Source organism: Enterobacter sp. CPE_E890, from assembly GCF_046521475.1.
Classification (GTDB): Bacteria; Pseudomonadota; Gammaproteobacteria; order Enterobacterales; family Enterobacteriaceae; genus Enterobacter; species Enterobacter adelaidei.
Genome location: NZ_JBKFZW010000001.1, coordinates 79,861 through 102,007, shown reverse-complemented (window position 1 = coordinate 102,007; position 22,147 = coordinate 79,861). Strand labels below are relative to the sequence as shown.

The 22,147-nt window shown below is 51.2% G+C and carries 26 protein-coding genes and 3 pseudogenes; 24 read left to right on the top strand and 5 right to left on the bottom strand.

The genetic code is table 11. The features are described 5' to 3' along the window. The first annotated feature begins 364 nt into the window (after window positions 1-364). The 8 genes and pseudogenes from ltrA to ACLHV9_RS00450 all read left to right on the top strand — a co-directional run. Complete coding sequence (gene ltrA, locus ACLHV9_RS00485) at window positions 365-1,873, top strand: group II intron reverse transcriptase/maturase (protein ID WP_001189111.1); 1,509 nt, start codon at window positions 365-367, stop codon at window positions 1,871-1,873. Between the two features lie 80 nt (window positions 1,874-1,953). After that, a pseudogene (locus ACLHV9_RS00480) lies at window positions 1,954-2,442 on the top strand (IS3 family transposase); the annotation flags it as partial. A 232-nt stretch (window positions 2,443-2,674) separates the two neighbouring features. Further along, entirely contained in the window at window positions 2,675-5,137 is a 2,463-nt protein-coding gene (gene pgaA, locus ACLHV9_RS00475) for a poly-beta-1,6 N-acetyl-D-glucosamine export porin PgaA (protein WP_057061618.1), read from the top strand. A 9-nt stretch (window positions 5,138-5,146) separates the two neighbouring features. Continuing rightward, window positions 5,147-7,168, top strand: coding sequence for a poly-beta-1,6-N-acetyl-D-glucosamine N-deacetylase PgaB (pgaB, locus tag ACLHV9_RS00470; protein ID WP_058654543.1), 2,022 nt, complete (start codon window positions 5,147-5,149; stop codon window positions 7,166-7,168). Then, a complete protein-coding gene (gene pgaC / locus ACLHV9_RS00465) occupies window positions 7,165-8,499 on the top strand; it encodes a poly-beta-1,6-N-acetyl-D-glucosamine synthase (protein WP_034167705.1) in 1,335 nt (444 codons plus the stop codon). The genes pgaB and pgaC overlap by 4 nt, the downstream gene beginning before the upstream one ends. Further along, entirely contained in the window at window positions 8,496-9,002 is a 507-nt protein-coding gene (gene pgaD / locus ACLHV9_RS00460) for a poly-beta-1,6-N-acetyl-D-glucosamine biosynthesis protein PgaD (RefSeq protein ID WP_057061619.1), read from the top strand. The genes pgaC and pgaD overlap by 4 nt, the downstream gene beginning before the upstream one ends. Before the next feature lie 80 nt (window positions 9,003-9,082). Then, window positions 9,083-9,178: pseudogene (locus ACLHV9_RS00455) on the top strand ((4Fe-4S)-binding protein); the annotation flags it as partial. A 63-nt stretch (window positions 9,179-9,241) separates the two neighbouring features. Beyond that, window positions 9,242-9,550, top strand: a pseudogene (locus ACLHV9_RS00450) (IS6-like element IS26 family transposase); the annotation flags it as partial. Window positions 9,551-9,583: 33 nt separating this feature from the next. Here the strand turns inward: ACLHV9_RS00450 and ACLHV9_RS00445 are convergent. From ACLHV9_RS00445 to ACLHV9_RS00430, 4 genes are all read right to left on the bottom strand, one after another. Continuing rightward, a protein-coding gene (locus tag ACLHV9_RS00445) for an IS3 family transposase (protein ID WP_100245688.1) occupies window positions 9,584-10,791 on the bottom strand; the annotation gives its coding sequence in 2 pieces (ribosomal slippage) (window positions 9,584-10,470 and window positions 10,470-10,791; 1,209 coding nt in all). A 142-nt stretch (window positions 10,792-10,933) separates the two neighbouring features. Next, window positions 10,934-11,059 carry a hypothetical protein gene (locus tag ACLHV9_RS00440; protein ID WP_256473287.1) on the bottom strand — a complete coding sequence of 42 codons (126 nt, stop codon included), beginning with the start codon at window positions 11,057-11,059 and terminating at the stop codon, window positions 10,934-10,936. Window positions 11,060-11,173: 114 nt separating this feature from the next. After that, window positions 11,174-11,380: a helix-turn-helix transcriptional regulator gene (locus ACLHV9_RS00435; protein ID WP_048241909.1), complete on the bottom strand. Its 207-nt coding sequence runs from the start codon at window positions 11,378-11,380 to the stop codon at window positions 11,174-11,176. A gap of 133 nt (window positions 11,381-11,513) precedes the next feature. Continuing rightward, window positions 11,514-12,089 carry an inovirus-type Gp2 protein gene (locus ACLHV9_RS00430; RefSeq protein WP_057061663.1) on the bottom strand — a complete coding sequence of 192 codons (576 nt, stop codon included), beginning with the start codon at window positions 12,087-12,089 and terminating at the stop codon, window positions 11,514-11,516. Window positions 12,090-12,419: 330 nt separating this feature from the next. Between ACLHV9_RS00430 and ACLHV9_RS00425 the strand changes: the two genes are divergently transcribed. The 15 genes from ACLHV9_RS00425 (at window position 12,420) to ACLHV9_RS00355 (ending at window position 21,477) form a co-directional block, all read left to right on the top strand. Continuing rightward, on the top strand, window positions 12,420-13,313 hold the full coding sequence (locus ACLHV9_RS00425) for a hypothetical protein (protein WP_057061662.1): 894 nt from the start codon (window positions 12,420-12,422) through the stop codon (window positions 13,311-13,313). A 98-nt stretch (window positions 13,314-13,411) separates the two neighbouring features. Continuing rightward, window positions 13,412-14,275: a GTPase family protein gene (locus ACLHV9_RS00420; RefSeq protein ID WP_057061661.1), complete on the top strand. Its 864-nt coding sequence runs from the start codon at window positions 13,412-13,414 to the stop codon at window positions 14,273-14,275. Between the two features lie 91 nt (window positions 14,276-14,366). Next, entirely contained in the window at window positions 14,367-15,188 is an 822-nt protein-coding gene (locus ACLHV9_RS00415) for a DUF932 domain-containing protein (RefSeq protein WP_057061660.1), read from the top strand. Between the two features lie 216 nt (window positions 15,189-15,404). After that, complete coding sequence (locus tag ACLHV9_RS00410; protein WP_057061659.1) at window positions 15,405-16,106, top strand: WYL domain-containing protein; 702 nt, start codon at window positions 15,405-15,407, stop codon at window positions 16,104-16,106. A gap of 40 nt (window positions 16,107-16,146) precedes the next feature. Continuing rightward, window positions 16,147-16,383 carry a protein YpjK gene (gene ypjK / locus ACLHV9_RS00405; RefSeq protein ID WP_032181217.1) on the top strand — a complete coding sequence of 79 codons (237 nt, stop codon included), beginning with the start codon at window positions 16,147-16,149 and terminating at the stop codon, window positions 16,381-16,383. Further along, window positions 16,383-16,826 carry a YfjS/YafY family lipoprotein gene (locus ACLHV9_RS00400; RefSeq protein ID WP_057061658.1) on the top strand — a complete coding sequence of 148 codons (444 nt, stop codon included), beginning with the start codon at window positions 16,383-16,385 and terminating at the stop codon, window positions 16,824-16,826. The genes ypjK and ACLHV9_RS00400 overlap by 1 nt, the downstream gene beginning before the upstream one ends. Window positions 16,827-16,849: 23 nt before the next feature. After that, window positions 16,850-17,317 (top strand): protein YkfB, encoded by a 468-nt coding sequence (gene ykfB, locus ACLHV9_RS00395; protein WP_057061657.1) that lies wholly within the window; start codon window positions 16,850-16,852, stop codon window positions 17,315-17,317. A 76-nt stretch (window positions 17,318-17,393) separates the two neighbouring features. Then, window positions 17,394-17,633: a DUF905 domain-containing protein gene (locus ACLHV9_RS00390; RefSeq protein ID WP_057061656.1), complete on the top strand. Its 240-nt coding sequence runs from the start codon at window positions 17,394-17,396 to the stop codon at window positions 17,631-17,633. A 102-nt stretch (window positions 17,634-17,735) separates the two neighbouring features. Next, entirely contained in the window at window positions 17,736-18,194 is a 459-nt protein-coding gene (locus ACLHV9_RS00385) for an antirestriction protein (protein ID WP_057061655.1), read from the top strand. Window positions 18,195-18,209: 15 nt separating this feature from the next. Then, a complete protein-coding gene (locus ACLHV9_RS00380; protein ID WP_057061654.1) occupies window positions 18,210-18,686 on the top strand; it encodes a RadC family protein in 477 nt (158 codons plus the stop codon). An 8-nt stretch (window positions 18,687-18,694) separates the two neighbouring features. Continuing rightward, the gene (locus ACLHV9_RS00375) at window positions 18,695-18,916 is read left to right on the top strand and encodes a DUF987 domain-containing protein (RefSeq protein WP_057061653.1); all 222 of its coding nucleotides are present in this window, start codon (window positions 18,695-18,697) and stop codon (window positions 18,914-18,916) included. 18 nt (window positions 18,917-18,934) lie between these two features. Further along, window positions 18,935-19,252 carry a type IV toxin-antitoxin system YeeU family antitoxin gene (locus ACLHV9_RS00370; RefSeq protein ID WP_057061652.1) on the top strand — a complete coding sequence of 106 codons (318 nt, stop codon included), beginning with the start codon at window positions 18,935-18,937 and terminating at the stop codon, window positions 19,250-19,252. A 20-nt stretch (window positions 19,253-19,272) separates the two neighbouring features. Next, complete coding sequence (locus tag ACLHV9_RS00365) at window positions 19,273-19,614, top strand: TA system toxin CbtA family protein (protein ID WP_057061651.1); 342 nt, start codon at window positions 19,273-19,275, stop codon at window positions 19,612-19,614. 374 nt (window positions 19,615-19,988) lie between these two features. Further along, window positions 19,989-20,833 (top strand): IS5 family transposase gene (locus ACLHV9_RS00360; RefSeq protein ID WP_100245687.1). Its coding sequence is split into 2 segments (ribosomal slippage): window positions 19,989-20,334 and window positions 20,334-20,833, totalling 846 coding nucleotides; the frame shifts between segments, so codons are not numbered across the junction. 182 nt (window positions 20,834-21,015) lie between these two features. Then, window positions 21,016-21,477 (top strand): hypothetical protein, encoded by a 462-nt coding sequence (locus ACLHV9_RS00355; RefSeq protein WP_108089313.1) that lies wholly within the window; start codon window positions 21,016-21,018, stop codon window positions 21,475-21,477. Here the strand turns inward: ACLHV9_RS00355 and ACLHV9_RS00350 are convergent, their stop codons facing one another. Beyond that, window positions 21,478-21,669 (bottom strand): toxin-antitoxin system HicB family antitoxin, encoded by a 192-nt coding sequence (locus ACLHV9_RS00350; RefSeq protein ID WP_108089333.1) that lies wholly within the window; start codon window positions 21,667-21,669, stop codon window positions 21,478-21,480. A gap of 125 nt (window positions 21,670-21,794) precedes the next feature. Here ACLHV9_RS00350 and ACLHV9_RS00345 point away from each other — a divergent pair, with 125 nt between their 5' ends. After that, the gene (locus ACLHV9_RS00345; RefSeq protein ID WP_407220035.1) at window positions 21,795-22,136 is read left to right on the top strand and encodes a SymE family type I addiction module toxin; all 342 of its coding nucleotides are present in this window, start codon (window positions 21,795-21,797) and stop codon (window positions 22,134-22,136) included. Window positions 22,137-22,147: the final 11 nt, after the last annotated feature.

Genomic DNA, 22,147 nt, shown 5'->3' with positions numbered 1-22,147 from the left:
TGCAGGAGGAACTGGCAGTGATACGTAAGCACTGCCGGTCGAAGGTGTTTTGACATGTATGCGAAACACCGGGGCAGCAGCGTCTATCACGCTTGCGTTGCTGACTTCTGCCAACTTGCGGCAAGCAAGGATAAAGAGTGCGACGGGCAGCCTCCTCAGTATGCCTGAGTCCAGGCAGGTAAACCGGGGAAGGTCAGCGACGGATGTTAAGGGGGCATGGCTCCGATGACGCGCTGGCTGGCGGAGCTTCCGTAGTAGTCCGCGATGGGGAAAGCCCATTACATGGCGAAGGGAAGCAGTTTGAATGTGTTTGCGACGTGAATTAACTGACCTAACGAGGTGAAGACCTTTGATAATCAGCGAAATGCAACGCAAGCTTGCCACATGGGCAGCCACCGATCCGTCCCTACGGATTCAACGGCTGCTGCGTCTGATAACACAACCAGAATGGCTGGCTGAAGCGGCGCGGATCACGCTTTCATCAAAGGGGGCGCATACCCCCGGCGTTGATGGCGTGAACAAAACAATGCTACAGGCCAGACTGGCTGTTGAGCTGCAAATCCTCAGGGATGAATTACTCTCAGGCCACTACCAGCCCTTGCCCGCCAGACGGGTTTACATCCCTAAAAGCAACGGCAAACTGCGACCACTGGGTATCCCCGCGTTGCGGGATCGTATTGTTCAGCGGGCCATGCTGATGGCGATGGAGCCGATATGGGAGAGTGATTTTCATACGCTCTCATATGGCTTCCGGCCTGAGCGCAGTGTCCACCACGCGATCCGCACGGTGAAATTACAGCTCACAGACTGCGGTGAAACCCGGGGACGCTGGGTGATTGAAGGCGACCTGTCCAGTTACTTCGACACCGTACATCATCGACTGCTGATGAAGGCTGTACGCCGCAGGATCAGTGACGCACGTTTCATGACTCTGCTGTGGAAAACCATCAAGGCGGGACATATCGATGTCGGTCTCTTTCGGGCGGCCAGTGAAGGTGTGCCACAGGGCGGTGTTATATCGCCGCTATTATCGAACATCATGCTGAATGAGTTCGATCAATACCTGCATGAGCGCTACCTGAGCGGGAAAGCCAGAAAAGATCGGTGGTACTGGAATAACAGTATCCAACGGGGCCGAAGTACGGCGGTCAGAGAAAACTGGCAGTGGAAACCCGCGGTGGCGTACTGCCGCTATGCCGATGATTTTGTCCTCATCGTCAAAGGCACCAAAGCACAGGCGGAAGCCATCAGGGAGGAGTGTCGGGGTGTGCTCGAAGGCAGTCTGAAACTCAGGCTGAACATGGATAAGACTAAAATCACCCATGTTAATGACGGCTTTATCTTTCTGGGGCACAGGATCATTCGCAAACGCAGTCGTTATGGCGAGATGCGAGTGGTCTCAACGATCCCGCAGGAGAAAGCCAGAAACTTCGCCGCATCGCTGACAGCACTGTTATCAGGCAACTACAGTGAAAGCAAAGTCGATATGGCTGAACAACTCAACCGAAAACTGAAAGGCTGGGCCATGTTCTATCAGTTCGTTGATTTTAAGGCCAAAGTCTTCAGTTATATCGACCGTGTCGTGTTCTGGAAGCTGGCTCACTGGCTGGCCCGCAAATACCGTACAGGTATCGCTTCCCTGATGAGGTGGTGGTGTAAATCACCGAAACCGGGTCAGAGCAAAACGTGGGTTTTATTTGGTAAAACCAATCACGGCAAGCTCAGCGGCGAAATACTGTACCGGTTGGTGGGGCAAGGCAAGAAGCTGTTCCGCTGGCGGCTACCCGAAGGTAATCCCTATCTGAGGACGGAGACCAGAAACACGTATACATCGCGCTTTACAGAAGTGGCAATGGCGTTCGCCAGCATTTAAATGGAGAGCCGGATGCGCTGAAAGGTGCACGTCCGGTTCGGGGAGGAGAGGCAGGGAAATAGTCCGACTACGCCCTGCCTCTTACTCTACTCTGGACGGGTAAGCGCTGGGCGTACCTCGCCGTTGTTCTCGACCTGTTCGCAAGAAAACCAGTGGGCTGGGCCATGTCGTTCTCGCCGGACAGCAGGCTCACCATGAAAGCACTGGAAATGGCATGGGAAACCCGTGGTAAGCCCGTCGGGGTGATGTTCCACAGCGATCAAGGCAGCCATTATACGAGCAGGCAGTTCCGGCAGTTACTGTGGCGATACCGGATCAGGCAGAGTATGAGTCGGCGTGGAAACTGCTGGGATAACAGCCCAATGGAGCGCTTCTTCAGGAGTCTGAAGAACGAATGGGTGCCAGCGACGGGCTATGTAAGCTTCAGCGATGCAGCTCACGCAATAACGGACTATATCGTTGGATATTACAGCGCACTAAGACCGCACGAATATAATGGTGGGTTACCGCCAAACGAATCAGAAAACCGATACTGGAAAAACTCTAACGCGGTGGCCAGTTTTTGTTGACCACTTCATAGCCACGAACTACGCTGAGTGATAAAATTCTCGAGTTTATGCCTTCTTTCCAATGATTAGAGGACGAGGCACGGGTAGTCAATAAGACGAAAGAATTAATTGCTTCATAACCCTATTACGAAATAAGCGGCAGTGCGTCTTACATGGTCGGCAACCGTCAGGGATTGACTGTAACTTATTGAAAACGCCTATTTTCACTATGATGTAAGATATAAGGGCAGATATGTTAAGTATGCGTCGACATGCCAACTTCATTAAACGTTTTAAGTCTGTAAGCTGTTTATTTACGGCAAGCATTCTTTTCCCGATGCCAATCTCTGCGGCGGTATCAGATTATGACGCTTTGGTTATTGAAGCGCGGGGAGGTAATAGCGCACCGCTATTACGTTTCCTTGAGGATCAGGGAAAGAAAAGCGCGCTAACGCCAAATCAGGTTGCCGACTGGCTGCAAGTTTCCAGTTGGGTCGATAACAACGATAAAACCACAATTGAAATCTGGCAGCAGTATCGTGGACAGATGAATGTACCTGCCCGGGGCAAAGTCGCCGCTGCACGAGCATATCGCAACCAGAAGAACTGGAATGATTCTTTAGCCATCTGGGAAAGCGTTTTACAGGAAGAGCCTGATAACGTAGATGTACGTACCGGCTGGATAATGACGTTGGCGGATGCTCGCTACAATCAGCAAGCCCTTACTGAAGCGAATAAATGGGCGCAGGCGCATCCCGGGGCTGATTCTGATGCGCTACTTGCCTATGTCTACCATTCGCAGGGAAAAAACTGGGATGCATTGTTAGTTGCCAGCCTGGCGGATGACGTCGATCCAGGCAAAAAAAATGCAAAATCCACATTGCTGTCTGCGCTGTCAGCAAACCGCGTTTCCGGGCCCGCCTTAAATATGGCAGAGGTGGTACCAACTGCCGATCCGGTGAAGCGTCGCCTTGAGCTTGATGCGGCGGCTGAAATGGTACGTTCCTCTTATACCTCTGCGCGTAATGAAGAAGAGCGTTTTATCGTGGCTGATAAAGCGCTAGCCCGTTATGACCAGTTGCTGACTGCCTGGAAAGATGAGCCTTCTGCGCAGAATGATGTCCGTCGGGCCAGAATTGACCGCATGGGCGCCTTGCTGGTCCGTAAACGCACTTCTGAAGTGATTAGTGAATACGAATCGCTGTCTGCGAGCGGCGAGGTGCCAAACTACGCAAAACGCTGGGTAGCATCGGCATGGTTAAGCGAACGGCAGCCGGAAAAAACCGAAGCGATGCTGATGAGCATCTACTATCCGAACGGACCGATTCCGGTTACGCCGCTCGGTCCTGAGGATCAACAGGATCTGTTCTACGCGCACATCGATAATGAAAACTTTGATGCAGCTAAAAAACAGGTCGATGCGTTAATTAAAGACAGCCCATATCTGCGACGCATCTATGGTTCGCCAACGCCGCAGCCAAACGATAACTGGCTGCTGGGACAGTCGTTGCTGACGCAATATCATATCGCTGCCAATGAACTGCCGGAGGCAGAAAAACTCGCAGAGCATCTGGCGCGAACAGGCTCGGGTAACCAAGGGCTGCGCATATCCTATGCTTCTGTTCTTGAAGCCCGTGGACTGCCGCATGCGGCGGAGAAAGAGCTTAAACTGGCGGAAGTGATTGAGCCCAGTAACCTGGAACTGGAGCGTCAGCAGGCCTATGTGGCGCTGGATCTCCAGGAGTGGAAGCAGGCCGATGAACTGACGGATGACGTTATTGCTCGCAGTCCGGATGATGAAGCGACGCTGCGCCTCGCACGCATGCGTGATGTGCATAAAATGTCGGAAGTACGTATTAGCGGCACGCAGGGGATCTCGTCCGATAGCCCGGTCAGCGGTAAGAATGATTTCAACATCAACACGGCCATTTACAGCCCGCCAATTAATGACAACTGGCGACTGTTTACCGGATTCAACTTCGCAACCGGCGAGTTTGAGGAAGGGAAAGGGATTAGCCGCGATCTGGCGGCTGGTGCGGAATGGACTTCCCGTGATTACTGGGCCGAAATGGAAGTGTCTGGCCGAAACTATGGCGATGGGCAGAAAATAGGCGGTCGTCTTTCCGCCTGGCATGATTTCAACGATAACTGGCGCGTGGGCGGTTCGGCCGAGCGTCTTTCGCGCAACACGCCACTGCGCGCGCTGCGTAGCGGCGTATATGCCAACAGCGGCGATTTGTTTGTTCGCTGGTATCAAAACGAACGACGTGAATACCAATTGTCGTTTGCCGCATCACATTTCTCGGATGGTAACGATCGCATCGAATATGGGCTGAGCGGAAAAGAGCGCATGTGGACCACGCCGCGCTTTACGCTGGACTTTACCCCGGGTATCGGTGGGAGCACCAACACTAAAGAGAATGTGCCGTATTACAACCCTAAGAGTGATTTTTCCGTTGTGCCAGGCCTGAGCGCGGAACAGGTTCTTTACCGCCATTATGACACCGTGTGGACCCAGCAAGGCATAGCCGGAGTGGGTGGCTACTGGCAGCAAGGTGAAGACGTTGGCGCTATCGTTCAGGTGGGATATGGACAACGGCTCAAATGGAACAACGTCGTAGATGGCGGGGTGATGCTGGTTTGGGATAAACGCCCCTATGACGGTAAACGTGAGCGGAATATCTCCCTCGCTTTCGATTTAAATGTCAGGTTTTAAGGATTGTTCATGCTGAAAAGATGCCTGTGGCTTAGCGCATTAATCACTGGCTGGTTGATGATTACCGCGTGCAGTAGCGCGCACAATACAACGCCTCGCTATGTTCCTCCCGCAGAGAGAACGCCGTTGACGGCAGATCATCCATGGCCGAAAAACAGCTTCCTGGTGCTCGGCTATCATGATGTTGAGGATGGCGCCGCCGACCAGCGCTACCTCTCCATGCGCACCAGCGCGTTGAGCGACCAAATGGCCTGGTTGCGTGATAATGGCTATAACCCGATTAGCGTGCAGCAAATTCTGGACGCTCATGACGGTAAAATTGTGTTGCCGGAAAAAGCGGTCTTACTCACCTTTGACGACGGATACAGCAGTTTTTATACCCGCGTCTGGCCGCTGCTGAAAGCCTACAACTGGCCTGCGCTCTGGGCTCCAGTGGGCAGTTGGGTTGATTCTCCAGCCAATAAAAAAGTCGATTTTGGCGGCTTAATGACGGCGCGAGATAAATTTGCCACCTGGAAGATGGTCGAGGAAATGGGCAAATCGCCGTTGGTGGAAGTGGGGGCGCACACCTGGAACTCGCATTTCGGCGCTGAGGCGAACCCGCAAGGAAGCAAAGAACCTGCGGTGGCGAATCGCCTTTTCGATAAGAAAACAGGGACTTACGAAACCGACGAACAGTACAATCGTCGCATTAATACTGATATCTCGCTGATCACCAATAAGATTAAATCGGTAACCGGGAAATCGCCGCGCGCGTGGGTGTGGCCTTATGGTGCGGCTAACGGCACCACCTTAAAGCTGGCCAAAGAACATGGCTATAAGATGGCCTTTACGCTCAATGAAGGGCTGGCGAACGCTGCGTTTCTTGATGATATCCCGCGCGTACTGATCTCTGATAACCCGTCTCTCAAGCGCTTTGCCAGTCAGGTTGCTCAGGTACGTGAACCACAAACGATGCGTGTGATGCACGTCGATCTGGATTACGTGTATGACAAAGATCCTGCCCAGCAGAAGCGAAACATCGATAAGCTGATCCAGCGTGTTTATGACATGCGCATTTCTCATGTCTTCCTGCAGGCGTACGCCGATCCTAAAGGCGACGGGAATATTCGCGAACTCTATTTCCCTAACCGCTGGCTGCCGATGCGTGCCGATCTCTTTAACTATATCTCCTGGCAGTTACAAACGCGGGCCGGGGTGACGGTATATGCCTGGATGCCGGTACTGGCTTTCGACCTCGATGCTTCCATTCCACGCGTGACGGCATGGGATCCGAAAACAGGACGCACTGCGATCAATCACGAGAACTATGTGCGTCTGTCTCCCTGGGACAGCGAAGCGCGTAAACGTATCACTGAAATCTATGAAGACCTGGCGAAGCATGCCAGCTTCAAAGGGATTTTGTTCCACGACGATGCTTTCCTGACGGACTTTGAAGATGCGTCACCGGAGGCGTTAGCCGCCTACCGCGCCGCAGGGCTTCCGGGAAGTATTGAGCAAATCCGTAGCAACCCTCAAACCTTCGAACGCTGGACGCGCCTGAAAAGTAAGATGCTGATCGACTTTACTAAGCAACTGACGCAATCGGTACGCAATATTCGCGGTCCGCAGGTGCAAACTGCCCGCAATATATACGCCATGCCGGTACTGGAGCCTGAAAGCGAAGCCTGGTTTGCGCAAAACCTGAATGATTTCCTCAATACCTATGACTGGACGGCACCCATGGCGATGCCATTCATGGAGCAGATCCCGGCTAATGATGCCAATGCCTGGCTCGACAGATTAGTCAATGCCGTTGCACAAACACCCGGCGCGCTGGACAAAACCGTGTTTGAACTGCAGGCACGAGACTGGCGTAAATCCGGGGACGAGGCAGAAATCAGTGGAAAACAAATAGCCGAATGGATGCGCCAACTGAAACTAAGTGGTGCAGGTAACTACGGCTATTATCCGGATGATTTCATCAGCGACAAACCTGAGATGTCAGAGATTCGCTCGACGTTCTCCTCATACTGGTACCCGCAAAAATGACCGATCGCATTATTGCTTTCCTGATACTTTGCCTGATGTTCAGCCTGCCGTTTGGCGTGGCTGTCATCTTTACAGGTGAAGTCATGTTGAACTTCGTCTTCTTCTGGCCTTTATTCATGTCTGCATTATGGATAAGCGGCGGGGTCTATTTCTGGTTTTATCGTGAGCGTCACTGGAAATGGGGAGACGATACACCGCCACCGACGCTGGAGGGAAATCCGCTGGTTTCCATTTTGATCCCCTGCTTTAACGAAGGGATCAACGCGCGGGAAACCATCGGCGCTGCGATGGCACAGCGCTACAAGAATATCGAAGTGATTGCCATTAACGACGGTTCAACGGACGATACGCACGATGTTCTGGAACAGTTGGCGATTGAGTACCCCAGCCTGCGCGTCATTCATCTGGCTGAAAACCAGGGCAAAGCGCTGGCGCTCAAAACGGGCGCGGCCGCTGCGCGCAGCGATTACCTGGTGTGTATTGATGGCGATGCGTTACTGGATCGCGATGCCGTGGCGTATCTGGTCGCTCCGCTGATCCAGTTCCCACGCGTTGGGGCGGTAACCGGCAACCCGCGTATTCGCACCCGTTCCACGCTAATCGGTCGTGTGCAGGTCGGTGAGTTCTCTTCCATTATCGGCTTAATTAAGCGTACTCAACGAGTCTATGGTCAGATCTTTAGCGTCTCTGGCGTAGTTGCGGCGTTTCGTCGTCGCGCGCTGGCCGAGGTGGGGTACTGGAGCCCGGACATGATCACCGAAGACATCGATATCAGTTGGAAGCTGCAATTGCGCCATTGGTCGATATTCTTTGAGCCGCGCGCGCTGTGCTGGATCCTGATGCCTGAAACGTTAAGAGGGCTGTGGAAGCAGCGCCTGCGCTGGGCGCAAGGCGGGGCGGAGGTGTTTATTGTTAACATGCGCCGTCTGTGGTCGTGGGAGTTCCGCCGCATGTGGCCGCTATTTTTCGAGTTCTGCTTTTCTACCACGTGGGCATTTGCCTATGCGATCAGTATCGTGCTGTTCCTGCTGGGACTGATGATCCCGATGCCGGACTCGCTGTATGTTCAACATCTGTTCCCGCCAGCCTTTACCGGACTTATTCTCGGCGTGGTCTGCTTAATACAGTTTGCGATAAGCCTGATGATTGAACGACGCTATGAAAAAGGCATTGGCGCCTCATTGTTCTGGATAATCTGGTTCCCGGTGGTGTACTGGCTGTTGAGCCTGTTTACCACGTTGGTGTCATTCCCGAAAGTGATGCTCAAACGCAAACGCGGCAGGGCGCGCTGGGTGAGTCCTGACCGTGGAATAGGGAGGATCGAATCATGAGTCAGCCGCTGATCTTTACGGAGCGGCGTCTGCTGCCGCGCATCATTGACGTTCTGTTAACGATTTTTGCCTGGGTTGGATTTTTATACTTAATCTACAAAGGGCTGATTACGGCCCTGGCGCATTCACGGTATATGGGCGTGCGTCCCTTTTTCACCACGCTGGATACGGTCACGTTTTACATCCTTGTCGCGCTGGTCAACGGACTGGTGCTGATCGGCTGGGCGAAATACAACCAGTTTCGTTTTCGGGTGGAGCGTCGCAGTCGCAGACCAGGACTGGAAGACCATGAGCTGGCGGAAAGTTTACGTATTACCCGTGAACTGGTTACAGAGTTGAACAAAGCGAGGGTGCTGACGGTCCATCACCATGAGAATGGCGAAATCAGTCATATCGATGTGGACAAGCACATCGCCGATAACCGCCTGCCGCCGCCGACGCCTGCAATGCTGGAATATTTGCCGCCGGAGCGGGAGCCATTGTTACAGAAAAGGCCCGAGTGATATTTCTGCTACCCGCCACTTCCCTCAGCCTCGCATCGGTCTATGATTAGACTCAGACAATAAAAATGCGAGGTAATGTCGTGGAAAAGGAACTACTGGAGGCAGGTTACCGGGCCTATACCGGCGAGAAGATTGACGTCTACTTCAACACGGCGATATGTCAGCATTCAGGAAACGGCACTGTTGCAAATAGTCGGTGGTGATAAACTTATCATCCCCTTTTGCTGATGGAGCTGCACATGAACCCATTCAAAGGCCGGCATTTTCAGCGTGACATCATTCTGTGGGCCGTACGCTGGTACTGCAAATACGGCATCAGTTACCGTGAGCTGCAGGAGATGCTGGCTGAACGCGGAGTGAATGTCGATCACTCCACGATTTACCGCTGGGTTCAGCGTTATGCGCCTGAAATGGAAAAACGGCTGCGCTGGTACTGGCGTAACCCTTCCGATCTTTGCCCGTGGCACATGGATGAAACCTACGTGAAGGTCAATGGCCGCTGGGCGTATCTGTACCGGGCCGTCGACAGCCGGGGCCGCACTGTTGATCTTGACCCTCCATCTCCGAACAGCTTTAGTATCTTAAGTTAACGATGTCCGCTGCCGCCGGTATTCCCTCGGGGAGTGATATCCCAGCGCGCTGTGCGGATGCCATTCGTTGTAATGCGTGAACGCTGCTGCAAGGTTTCGCAGTGCTGTTCTCACATCCGGTTTTGGCATGAACGCGATATAGTCTTCTTTCATCGTTTTCACGAACCGTTCGGCCATGCCATTACTCTGCGGGCTGCTCACCGCTGTTGTGCAGGGCTCCAGATTCAGCTCTCTCGCGAACCTCCGCGTTTCATACGCGGTATACGCTGAACCGTTATCCGTCAGCCACTGCACCGCTGTGTCGGGCAACCTGTCGCCGAAGCGCTTTTCCACCGACCTCAGCATCACATCCTGCACGGTCGAACTGTCATAGCCTCCCGTGCTTGCTGCCCAGTCTATGGCCTCACGGTCGCAGCAGTCCAGCGCGAACGTTACCCGCAGTTTTTCGCCGTTGTCGCAGCCGAACTCGAAGCCATCTGAACACCAGCGCATATCGCTTTCTGCCACCGCTATCTTGCCCTTATGTTCACGCTTCGGTCGCTCTGGTTTGTGATGCAACAACAACAGGTTATGCTCGCTCATTATCCTGTAAAGCCGTTTGGCATTCACAGGTGGCTGTCCCTCTGTGCGACGTTGCTTGCGCAGGATGCCCCACACGCGTCGATAACCATAACTCGGCATATCGCTGATAATGTTGAGGATAGCCGACAGTATTTCTGCGTCTGCTTCTTCATTACGCCGGTTACAGCGCCTGTCCTGCCAGTCGGCAGAACGGTTAATCCGCAGTGACAGTTGCGCACGCGACACGCCCATGGTCCGGCTGACCAGGGCTATTCCCCGTCCTTTGGCAACAAGGGCGTGTGCGCTATCCATTTTCGCGACTGACCGTACTCCACGGCTTCTTTCAGGATCTCAACTTCCATCGTCTTCTTGCCCAGAAGGCGCTGAAGCTCCCGGACCTGCTTCAGAGCAGCAGTAAGCTCAGAAGCAGGAACGACTTCCTCTCCAGCCGCAACGGCGGTGAGGCTGCCTTCCTGATATTGCTTCTTCCACTTAAACAGCAGGCTGGGCTGGATACCATGCAGGCGGGCGACATGGGAGACATTCATACCCGGCTCCATCGTCTGCTGGATAATGGCGATCTTCTCCTGAGGAGTTTTACGTTTACGGACTTCTTGCCCTAACAGGATCCCGGTCATCTCAAAATTGGCGTTAGTGTTAGACATATATTCAAGCCTATCTCTTATCTGGAGATACAGCTACTGTCCGGTGTTTCAGGGGGCTACATCAGATGGTGTTAAATCACGATTCTATATGTGCAAACTATGAGCGTTGCGTGTCTTACTCAGGATGGTATTGCAAAGACGGCAGATCGTCGTGAGATGTATATACCGTTCTGGCACCAATCAGACGGCCATTACCGTCGAGAGCGATAAAGGGCATTCCAAAGATGGTAGATCCGTGCATGCAGGGTAAGCCTTACATGAAGAGGCGGTACCCAGTGCATTAACATTTAATATTTAATATTTAATATTTAATATTTAATATTTAATTTTCAACGCAGGTTTCAATAAGAAACAATTAGTTCCTCGATTCGTTAATACGACAATATAACCATTCTTCAAGATCACTTTTAAGCCAGCGAGATGCCCTACCCAACTTAATTGGTTTTGGAAACATCCCGTCCTGTATCAGTTTATAGAACCATTTATCGCTCAGGCCAGTAAGCTGGGTAATGAATTTCATATCAATGAATTGATCTTCAAGTAGTGTAGGTTTTGTATACATGATGATGTGTTCCGGTTAAGGATGAATAACCGGAGCTGGTAGTAAACCAATCATTACCGTCAGCTCCTCCACATCAATGGCTTCTGTTGTAAAAATATGCAGGGGTGATAATCTCCTGCATTGAATACTTCGTTTACACGTTTCTTGGGCGGCCTAATCCACTTGGTGGCGGTACCTCATTACAGGCGTAAATATGCATTCCATGCTTTTGTTCCTGTTTGGCAAGGTAGCTGATGATATATCTCAAGCCATGGATATAATCGGTATCCAGATGGTTAATAGTTTTGTTTATATCCGCTTTATAACACTCCTTATATTCACATCGATGATATTTACCTTCCCCTTGCGTTATTTCCTTCCACAAAGCACCTATGCGTTCTGCTATCGGAAATGCTTTACGTATTTTTTGCCCATCCAGATACACCACCGAGTGAGAATGAAACCTACTGTCCTGACCATATTCAATCACCCAGAAAAATCCAGCTACACCATGTTCCTGTTCAACTTGCCAAAATAGCTTTCGAAGATCCTCCTGAAGACAACTGTACTCCTTTTTGTAACGTTCTGAGTTCTGGTTGTACGAAAAGTCCAGTCGAATACCGAGAACCTTTGAATAGCGTTCAATGACTTTGTTCAGATGGTGATTTATCAGACTATGTAAAAACCAGTCCATTTTATATTTTGCAATATATGGATAGTTATCGTTCATATTGTTTCCTCTGAGGTTATGGTTCAGAGGAAGGGGATGTGTTGTATTTTTATATCTGTGGGTATCTAAGATGGAGCTCTTATTAATTATATTAATTAACCTTAATTATTTGAAAGTACAATCAAATAAAAACCACCAGCATAGTCATGGTTCTAACCTAACGGTTTTGCTTCAGGCGAATCAGAGTTCTGGGCTGGGAAAGGTGACAAGTAACACAAAATGATGATTTTTTGTCTCTATGCATATGATATATATTGATAATGAATAATTTACTTTAGTAAAATGACAACCTTTATGCATGAAATCACGTAGTGATTATTGGTGGGGGTCATGGTTCAGTTTTTTGATGATAAACATGAAGTTAATATGTTGTATTCTGCCTTAAAGACTTTGGGTGTAGATTACTCACCTGATGCAGGGGAAATTAACGTAAAGGGTTATGAAGAGAGAGTTCGGCAGTTTTTGGCACATAATGAATTTGATGAACAAGGCGCTGATTCTTTAATAAATAATGCCTATGCTATCGTGAAAAACTCCAGCCCTTTACCAGACGAATTAGAGTGGTTCGTTTGTGACCCTCGAGCCAGTTATTGGTTTCTTGTTAAAACTGAATTATCAGTAAGCATGCCCAAAACTTCTAGTGATAGATTTACTGAAAATTTTTGTATTTATAATTTTAAAGTGTCTGGGAAATTGCTACCCCCAGAGCATAATGCCAGGGTTAACTACCTGAAAGAAATTGTACGACAACTTACTCCTACACTAAGCATGAGAGAGTACATAATTAAATCTCATCGTGAATGGAGCGATATGATTGTGGGGCAAAATATTTTTAATGATGTCAATGGTAGTACCGGTGTGACCCTTAAGTGGCTAATCACTTACCTGCGGGAAAATAAGGTGGCTCTGAGCGAATATCCAATAGGGGAAAGCATGGAGGAGAAACTCGCATTTTGTTATGCATCCTATTTCACTTGGTTCTCGTGGTATGAAAACAGTGACGCTGATAAAAAGCTTTTCCTGACAAGGTTTAAAAGTGCACTAAGCACTCAAAAATCAAGGGTTAAGAAAAGGACAGGAAATCTCAAAGTGCTTAATGTTAATGTCTCTGAAGAAACTCATGACAAAATACGGGATATTTCCATCTCTGAGGGGATATCTAACTCTCGGGTTATTGAGCATGCTATCAATCTTGCATGGAAAGACAAAAGGTTTAAGAATTAAAACTAAGTTAGATATATATTACTCTCATGAATATACCAGCATAACGGCAGAGCTTTACGGTCCTGCCGTTTTTAGTTTTATTTATTGCAGGAGTCGTCATGAATAACCAGCAAGGTTTGCAGTCATTAAATCATTCGCTTTCCAGCCTGCCACAGTGGGTGTCTGAACGTTTATTGCTGCAGATAAATCAGTTAACCCATTACGAGCCAGTGATCGGCATTATGGGCAAAACCGGTGTTGGGAAGAGCAGTCTGTGCAATGCCCTGTTTGCCGGAGATATATCACCGGTCAGCGATGTGGCTGCCTGTACCCGTGAGCCACTGCGCTTTCGCCTGCAAGTCGGCGACCGCTATATGACGCTGATGGATCTGCCCGGCGTGGGCGAAAGTGGCGCTCGCGATACCGAGTATGCTGCGCTGTACCGCGAACAGCTTCCTCGCCTCGACCTGGTCCTGTGGCTGATTAAGGCCGATGACCGGGCGCTGGCGGTGGATGAACATTTTTATCATCAGGTGATTGGAGAGGTATACCGGCATAAGGTGCTGTTTGTTATCAGCCAGTCGGATAAGGCCGAACCTACCAGCGGTGGGGGACAGTTGTCCACGGCGCAGAAGCAGAATATCAGCCGCAAAATCTGCCTGCTGCATGAGCTGTTCCAGCCCGTCCATCCGGTGTGTGCTGTGTCGGTCCGTCTACAATGGGGGCTTAAGGTGATGGCCGAGCGGATGATTAAGTGCCTGCCACGTGAGGCCACCAGCCCGGTGGTGTCGCAACTCCATCCTTCCTTTCGCACGACGGTAGTCCGGGAACAGGCTCGTAGCGATTTTGGTGAAACCGTCGGGGCCGTACTCGATAGCATCAGTGCCTTTCCCCTGATACCCGCCCCGGTGCGGGCCGTCATTCAGGCCGTGCGCACCACGGTGGTGTCAGTGGCCCGCGCCGTCTGGGATTTCTTCTTCTGAGTATTTAACCCATCCCTGTTACTTCCCTGCCCCTGTCGCCGATGCGACGGGGATCCCTTTTATTTGTTTTCCCGTTATGAGGAGTCTGCTTATGACCCGTCTGGCTTCGCGCTTTGGCGCAGCAAACCTTATCCGTCGCGACCGTCCGTTAACCCGTGAAGAGCTGTTTCGCGTAGTGCCCAGTGTATTCAGTGAGGACAAACACGAGTCCCGTAGTGAGCGTTATACCTATATACCCACCATCTCCCTGCTCGACAGCCTACAGCGAGAAGGCTTCCAGCCATTCTTTGCCTGTCAGACCCGAGTGCGTGACCCGGGTCGTCGTGAACATACAAAGCATATGCTGCGTCTGCGGCGGGAAGGGCAGATCACCGGTAAACAGGTGCCGGAAATTATTCTACTCAACTCTCACGATGGAACCAGTTCGTATCAGATGTTGCCGGGACTATTTCGTGCGGTTTGTCAGAACGGGCTCGTCTGCGGTGAGTCGTTTGGCGAGGTGCGGGTGCCACACAAGGGGGACGTGGTGAGTCAGGTGATTGAAGGCGCGTATGAGGTGCTGGGGATTTTTGACCGGGTGGAGGAGAAACAGGATGCCATGCAGTCGTTGCTGTTGCCACCCCCGGCACAGCAGGCACTGGCAAAAGCCGCCCTCACATACCGCTTTGGTGAAGACCACCAGCCGGTGACTGAATCGCAGATCCTCTCCCCTCGCCGCTGGCAGGATGAGAGCAATGACCTGTGGACCACGTACCAGCGTATTCAGGAGAACCTGATTAAGGGCGGGCTCAGTGGCCGTAATGCCAAAGGAGGACGGTCACATACCCGTGCCGTTCGCGGTATCGACGGGGACGTGAAACTTAACCGGGCACTGTGGGTGATGGCGGAAGCCCTGCTCACGCAACTGCAGTGACCGTTTAATGTTGCTGCTTTGTTAATATCGGACACCACCTGTCCGCATCGCACCGTGCTGACGGTCCTCACTCACCGAGGGAAGGCCTGTAACCCCCGCTGCCTCTGGCTTTTGCAGAAATGAAAAATAGTTTCTGTGGTGTCCATACCCTGTCCGACCCCCTCTTTAAAGTAATCACATCATTTTCAGTCAGTTAAATTCCACGGAGAACGTCTCATGACACAGGCAGAACGCCGCCATGACCGGCTGGCTGTCAGGCTGTCACTGATAATCAGCCGTCTGGTGGCAGGGGAAACGCTGAGTGTGCGTAAGCTTGCCGCTGAGTTTGGTGTGTCGGTGCGCACGCTGCGGCGTGATTTTCGTGAGCGGCTGATGTATCTGGACCTGGAGTATCAGTCCGGATATTGCCGCTTACGCACTGCGGGCAGTGAGACGCAGATGGTGCCCGACGTGCTTATCTTTGCCCACCGCAGCGGGATGGCCGGTCTTTTCCCTGGCTTTGACCGTCGTCTGGTGAACGCACTGCTGATGTGCGATGAGTCCCCCTGCGTAATAGCACCAGCCAGTCCGGTTTCTTCGCCGTCAGGCGCATTGTGTTTCTGGCGACTGATTCAGGCTATTACCGAGCGCAAGCGGGTGACGCTGATTGCGGAGGGGAGACGCTGTGAGAGGCTGGCTCCCTGCCGGTTACTCATCCACCAGCAGGCCTGGTATCTGGTGGCAGAGCACGACGGACATATCGCAGTATTCACCCTGGATGAAATCCATCTGGTTCAGCCCCTGCAGGAGACTTTCCGGCGTAACGACAGTCTGTGTCGTCTTGTTGAAGACCCGGTCTTTATTCAGACCTTACCCCATTTTCGCTTTATCCAGCAGTCACTGCTTACGTTTGTTCCGGCCGACAGCCCACCAGAATAGCGCAAGCGTTGTTATCAACCCGGCAACAGGGAGGAGCCCTATGCCCGTTATTGCCATTATCGCCATTGTTGTCATCGTCATCATTCTGAACAAAACCGGGGTGTCCGACAGCCTCACGGCCCTGACACTTGCCACGGTTGCTGCACTATTGACGGGCGGAGGTGCAGCAGGTGCCGCCAGTGTCGCGCTGACACCGTTCGTCGGCGTGCCGGTGGGTATTTTCGTGGGCATTTATGTCTTTGCCAAAGTGGTTCGGCTGATTTCAGGGAAAAAATAATGAAACGTAAAGCACTACCTCTGCTGGCGCTGGTTGCCACCACTCTGTTTCTCAGCGCATGCGATGACAGAAGTGATGACCTGACGGCCATCAGTAAATTTAAGGATCTCACCCCGCCGCATTTCAGCGATGTGGTCAGCCACCAGGATGATGTCAGCGAAGAATGGTCACAGGTTGACTACTTATCCGGTCTCACCTTGCAGGTCTTACGTACCCGTGAGTCGCCCGATGGCTGCGAGGGTGGCAGTTACTACTACCTCGTGGATATGCAGGAAAAAACCGTCCAGCCACTGATGAATGCGCTGTGTATTGCCGATAACATCAAACTGGAATACCAGGATGTGACGGACCCGTATACCAAAGAAAGATACTTTGAGTACTCCCATGACGGAAAACTGATGGGTCGACTGCTGATACCCTCAAACCCTGAGAACCACGAATAAAAACAACGATAAAGGAGACAGAAATGACAATAGGTTCACTAAGCCGGTTTGTACTGGCATGTTCACTGTTTACCAGTTTTACAGCCTCTGCGGTTCCTGGACTCTGGCAGCAGGGCTATGGCCAGGGCAATACGGAATACAGCGTGACGGATGCCAGTGGGAAAATGTTTACCATCAATTGCACGGGAAATCCGGACCAGAACGGTTTCTACCAGCATTCTGTTTTTCTGACCCAGACGGATGACAGGATGGTCAGTTCGCACAATGACGGCACCACGATCACCGTGGTAATGAATCACCAGCAGTACGTTATTCCTTCCAGCCTGGGCTGGCGTAACGGCGATAACGCCTGGTTTGACTTCATCATGGACATCCGTAAGACCGGACAATTCGACGTCTACGTCAATGACCGTAAAGCGGGGACTTTCACTGTGGACCTGAAGAACGCAGAGAAAGTTCTGCCCACTCCCGGAGACTGCGGTAACGACTGATAGCCGTACCTTCCCCAGCAAACCCACCCCGAAAGCCAGCAGGCTGCCGGGGTTTTCTTTTATCAGGAGCCTGAAAATGTCCCAATCCGTGTTGCTGCCACCCGGCCCCTTCACCCGGAGACAAGCGCAAGCGGTTACTACCGCATACAGCAATATCACACTCGAAGACGACCAGGGCAGTCACTTCCGCCTGGTGGTTCGCGACACTGAAGGGCGGATGGTCTGGCGGGCATGGAACTTTGAGCCGGATGCCGGTGAAGGTCTTAACCGCTATATCCGCACCTCAGGCATCCGCTCAGACACCTCTATCCGCTGATCCCGAAGCATTTGCCCGCGACATTTCACCTTCCCCAATACCTTTGATCCCCCCATACGCCAGCCATCGCCGCTGGCGTTTTTTATTAATGGAGACATACCCATGACAACAGCGACACAAAACAACCTCGCATCTGCTAACGAACCCGAATTTGAACTGACCGTCACGCAGGTACCTGACGAACAGCGTATCTGCTTCTGGCCGCAGCACTTTGGCGCTATCTCGCAGTGGCTAACCCTGGAGCCGCGTATTTTTGCCTGGATGGACCGCTTCTGTGAGGGCTACAGCGGCGGCATCTGGTCGTTCTACACCCTCAGCAATGGCGGCGCGTTTATGGCCCCTGATGCTGACAGTGACGATAAATGGCATCTGCTCAACAGCGTGAACGGCAATGATGCTCAAATGAGCGCGGAAGCCGCAGGCATCGCTGTCTGCCTGATTGAATACAGCCATCACGCCTGCCGTACAGAGTGTGACGCAATGACCGCGCACTATTACCGCCTGCGGGACTATGCCCTGCAGCATCCAGAAGCCCACGCCATTCTGCGTATCATCGACTGAACGGAGGAACAACGGATGAAACAGCTTTCCTTTATACCCGGCGAGATGACACCACAGGACCGGCGTCTCATTCAGCGGGCGATCAGGGCTCTGTACCGGCACCTGCATGAGCCCGGCGTGGCCTTCACCTCCACCCACGCCGTACGTGAATGGCTGCGACTGCACATGGCCGCGCTTGAGCGGGAAGAGTTCCGGGTGCTGTATCTGGATAACCAGAACCAGCTTATCGCCCATGAGACGCTCTTTACCGGCACGATTAATCGTACTGAGGTGCATCCCCGGGAAGTGGTCAAACGTGCTCTGCACTTCAACGCGGCGGCGGTGATACTCGCGCATAACCATCCTTCCGGCGAGACGACACCCAGCCAGGCCGATAAAACCCTCACGCAGCGACTGGTGCAGGTGCTTCAGCTGGTGGATATCCGCGTCCCTGACCACTTGATTGTCGGCGGCAGGCAAATATATTCGTTCGCTGAACACGGTCTGCTGTGAGGTATTACATGAAAATTATCAGTAAACGCCGGGCAATGACGATATACCGCCAGCATCCTGAGTCCCGAATCTTTCGCTACTGCACCGGCAAATATCAGTGGCACGGCAGCGTCTGTCATTACACCGGCAGGGACGTTCCGGATATTCCCGGTGTGCTGGCGGTATACGCCGAACGCCGCCAGGACCGCAACGGACCGTATGCTTGTCTGATGAGTATTACCCTGAACTGACAATAAATGAGGTTATCAATGTGTAACATCACATGGGGCCTGCAGCGGGATATCACGCCACGCCTGGGAGCCCGTCTGGTACAGGAGGGGAACCGGCTGCATTATTTAGCTGACCGGGCCAGCATCACCGGCAAGTTCAGTGACGCCGGATGCCGGAAGCTGGATGACACATTCCCGCACTTTATCAGCCAGATGGAATCCATGCTGACCATGGGCGAACTGAATCCGCAACACGCCCACTGCGTCACCCTGTATCACAACGGTTTCACCTGCGAAGCCGATACTCTTGGCAGTTGCGGCTACGTATACATCACCGTTTACCCCACTCCGCGCTAATTACTTTCACGAGAGCAAACATGAAATCTCAACCTGCAACAACTTCGCGGGCGGTAAAGCCCTGCCTGTCACCCGTGGCAGTCTGGCAAATGCTGCTGACCCGACTGCTCGAAAAACACTATGGCCTGACGCTAAACGACACCCCGTTCAGTGATGAAACCGTAATTCAGGAACACATCAATGCCGGTATCACAATGGCTGATGCCGTGAATTTTCTGGTGGAGAAATACGAACTGGTCCGTATCGACAGGAAGGGATTTAGCTGGCAGGAACAATCCCCTTATCTCCGGGCTGTAGACATTCTGCGAGCGCGGCAGGCAACTGGTTTGTTGCGGCAAAGCCGTAACAACGTAATGGGGTGAATATTGCGAACTGTTTTCCCAGTTCAAATGTCGAACTTTCCTCCTTAAACATTCATTGCATAATGCGCCCGCTATTATTGGTGGGCGCGTTTACTATTACGGACAACATATCATGCAGAAAGAAGCTGAAGTCTTAATTGATCATCATGAACTGGTTTGTTCAACCAAACTTGAACGCGTAGCTGGTTGTTGGCAAACTTAATGTGCCAAACTTCAATCGCTCGGTTTACAGAACAACTAGGCACTTAATAGAAGCGGAAGGTGAGAAGTGGATGCCGCCTTGCCACAGTGAAAAAACGGCTAAAAAACAGCTAGGCTGTGTCCCTTAATCACCTGAGCTATAGTAACTGCCTGTTTCCACAACACATTGAACTATGGCTCGTTACGACCTTCCCGATGATGCATGGGCTCTCATCCAGCCCTTATTACCTGCTGAACCAGCAACACCACGGGCCGGACGCCCATGGGCAGAACACCGTATGGTCATCAATGGTATGTTCTGGGTGCTGTGTTCAGGCGCACCATGGCGCGATTTGCCTGAACGATATGGTCCATGGAAGACCGTTTACAACCGTTTTAACCGGTGGTCAAAGTCAGGAGTGATTAACATGATTTTCAACAAGTTACTTACGTTACTTGATACAAACAGTCTTATTGACTGGTCAGCGACAGCATTGGATGGCAGTAATATCCGTGCACTCAAATGTGCAGCCGGGGCTCAAAAAAACATCCCGATATCGCCGGAGATAATGGGCTGGGTCGCTCTCGCGGCGGTTTTGGCACCAAAATCCATCTGGCGACAGACGGAAGCGGTCTGCCGTTAAATATTGTGCTGAGCCCCGGACAAGCCCATGAAAGCCAGTTCGCACAACGTCTGCTGGACGGTATTGGTGTTCAGCGCCAGAATGGCAGCATGAAGCGACGTGGTCATGCCGTACTGGCAGATAAAGCCTACTCCGGACATGCGTTACGGAACGAACTGAAAAACAAGGGTATAAAAGCCGTCATTCCTCGCAAATCCAATGAAAAAATGGCCTCAGATGGTCGTTCACAACTCGATCGTGATGCTTACCGTAATCGCAATGTTGTTGAACGTTGCTTTGGTCGCCTGAAAGAATATCGTCGCATAGCCACACGTTATGACAAAACGGCGAGGAATTATCTGGCGATGGTTAAACTGGGCTGTATCAGACTGTTTTACAAAAGATTATGCAATTAAGGGACACAGCCTAGTCATACCCCTGATCCACACAAGCAAAATCATCTGGGGGTGCTTATGGGGGTTAGTTATTTATCCCTGAAAAAAATTAATAAAAAATCAATAAGTTAATCATCATATGCGACTCCTGTGATCTCCGCCAAAAATGTTAACTTCACCTTCATTGAAAGGCTATTCTAAATATGCTTCCAGAATTGTTAAAAGCTGGATATCTCGGTTTAATTGCCGCTATTGTCTATTATTCATACCGTGCAATTATTAGCCTTAATCAATCTAATCGTCCAACAGCACATATCGTTGTTATTACTTCAATGTTTTTTATTGTGAATCTTATAGCTAGTATTTCTGGTTATCTTTGGGCATCAAAAGAGCTGGAAGCAACAACTATAATAAATAACACAGCCTCAATTCTTGATACCCAAATAAATAATTTCTCGAGAGAATATAAAGAAAGCACATTACCTATTCAAAACGCTCTAAATGATGTTAGAGACGAACTTAAAAGCTCAGTTTTAGAAAGCGATCGTGAACAGCGAATGAATGAGATGGAAAGAATCAATAATATGCTACAAGACAGAGATAAAGCATTCTCAGAAAAAATAAAAAGCCTAAAAAGTATTTTCCCCGATACCCCAGATAAATAATCACCCTTTTGGATAGATACCTCTTTTAATTAAAACCTCTCTCGCTAACTCTTTCAACCAGCTGGCGAGACTCACCCCTTCCTCAGCAGCCACTGCATCCAACTGCTCCTTCAATGCCGGATCAATACGCATTTTAAACTGCGGTGACTGCCCGCCACCTTTTGGTTTTTTTTCGCGCGATATGATTGACATGAGGCCACCTATCCATCTACTCCGATACACATAGGAGGCCACCTAAAATTCCTGTATTTGCAACGCCCCGATGTGCGGGAGCACAACCGGAGCGTCTAACCTCACCAACTATCAAGGAGTTGATTATGGCTGATTCGCATTCTACCCCAGACACCGACCAATCCGGAATCGAGCGTTCATTAATTGTGGGATACCGCCCGAATGTTTTCGACAAATCCACGCCGAAAATCATCCTTTCCGGCAAGTGGCTACGCGCAGCAGGTTTTGATACCGGGCAGCAGGTCACGGTAAAGGTGATGAAAGGATGCATCGTTTTGGTGGCGTATAACGAGCAGGAGCAGAGGTTGCAGGATGATTATAAACGGACGAAGGCAAAGCTCATTGAGATAGAGGACGCGCTTGCAGCGCTCCAAACTCCGCGTCCTGGAAAGCGCCTCGCAAAATCAAATACAAACCACCTGGCTTAGCGGCTGTTTCT

Coding starts and splice junctions, on each gene's coding strand:
- ltrA (WP_001189111.1), top strand. CDS start 365: ATGCAACGCAAGCTTGCCACATGGGCAGCCACCGATCCGTCCCTACGG.
- pgaA (WP_057061618.1), top strand. CDS start 2,675: ATGTTAAGTATGCGTCGACATGCCAACTTCATTAAACGTTTTAAGTCT.
- pgaB (WP_058654543.1), top strand. CDS start 5,147: ATGCTGAAAAGATGCCTGTGGCTTAGCGCATTAATCACTGGCTGGTTG.
- pgaC (WP_034167705.1), top strand. CDS start 7,165: ATGACCGATCGCATTATTGCTTTCCTGATACTTTGCCTGATGTTCAGC.
- pgaD (WP_057061619.1), top strand. CDS start 8,496: ATGAGTCAGCCGCTGATCTTTACGGAGCGGCGTCTGCTGCCGCGCATC.
- ACLHV9_RS00440 (WP_256473287.1), bottom strand. CDS start 11,059: ATGCACGGATCTACCATCTTTGGAATGCCCTTTATCGCTCTCGACGGT.
- ACLHV9_RS00435 (WP_048241909.1), bottom strand. CDS start 11,380: ATGTATACAAAACCTACACTACTTGAAGATCAATTCATTGATATGAAA.
- ACLHV9_RS00430 (WP_057061663.1), bottom strand. CDS start 12,089: ATGAACGATAACTATCCATATATTGCAAAATATAAAATGGACTGGTTT.
- ACLHV9_RS00425 (WP_057061662.1), top strand. CDS start 12,420: ATGGTTCAGTTTTTTGATGATAAACATGAAGTTAATATGTTGTATTCT.
- ACLHV9_RS00420 (WP_057061661.1), top strand. CDS start 13,412: ATGAATAACCAGCAAGGTTTGCAGTCATTAAATCATTCGCTTTCCAGC.
- ACLHV9_RS00415 (WP_057061660.1), top strand. CDS start 14,367: ATGACCCGTCTGGCTTCGCGCTTTGGCGCAGCAAACCTTATCCGTCGC.
- ACLHV9_RS00410 (WP_057061659.1), top strand. CDS start 15,405: ATGACACAGGCAGAACGCCGCCATGACCGGCTGGCTGTCAGGCTGTCA.
- ypjK (WP_032181217.1), top strand. CDS start 16,147: ATGCCCGTTATTGCCATTATCGCCATTGTTGTCATCGTCATCATTCTG.
- ACLHV9_RS00400 (WP_057061658.1), top strand. CDS start 16,383: ATGAAACGTAAAGCACTACCTCTGCTGGCGCTGGTTGCCACCACTCTG.
- ykfB (WP_057061657.1), top strand. CDS start 16,850: ATGACAATAGGTTCACTAAGCCGGTTTGTACTGGCATGTTCACTGTTT.
- ACLHV9_RS00390 (WP_057061656.1), top strand. CDS start 17,394: ATGTCCCAATCCGTGTTGCTGCCACCCGGCCCCTTCACCCGGAGACAA.
- ACLHV9_RS00385 (WP_057061655.1), top strand. CDS start 17,736: ATGACAACAGCGACACAAAACAACCTCGCATCTGCTAACGAACCCGAA.
- ACLHV9_RS00380 (WP_057061654.1), top strand. CDS start 18,210: ATGAAACAGCTTTCCTTTATACCCGGCGAGATGACACCACAGGACCGG.
- ACLHV9_RS00375 (WP_057061653.1), top strand. CDS start 18,695: ATGAAAATTATCAGTAAACGCCGGGCAATGACGATATACCGCCAGCAT.
- ACLHV9_RS00370 (WP_057061652.1), top strand. CDS start 18,935: ATGTGTAACATCACATGGGGCCTGCAGCGGGATATCACGCCACGCCTG.
- ACLHV9_RS00365 (WP_057061651.1), top strand. CDS start 19,273: ATGAAATCTCAACCTGCAACAACTTCGCGGGCGGTAAAGCCCTGCCTG.
- ACLHV9_RS00355 (WP_108089313.1), top strand. CDS start 21,016: ATGCTTCCAGAATTGTTAAAAGCTGGATATCTCGGTTTAATTGCCGCT.
- ACLHV9_RS00350 (WP_108089333.1), bottom strand. CDS start 21,669: ATGTCAATCATATCGCGCGAAAAAAAACCAAAAGGTGGCGGGCAGTCA.
- ACLHV9_RS00345 (WP_407220035.1), top strand. CDS start 21,795: ATGGCTGATTCGCATTCTACCCCAGACACCGACCAATCCGGAATCGAG.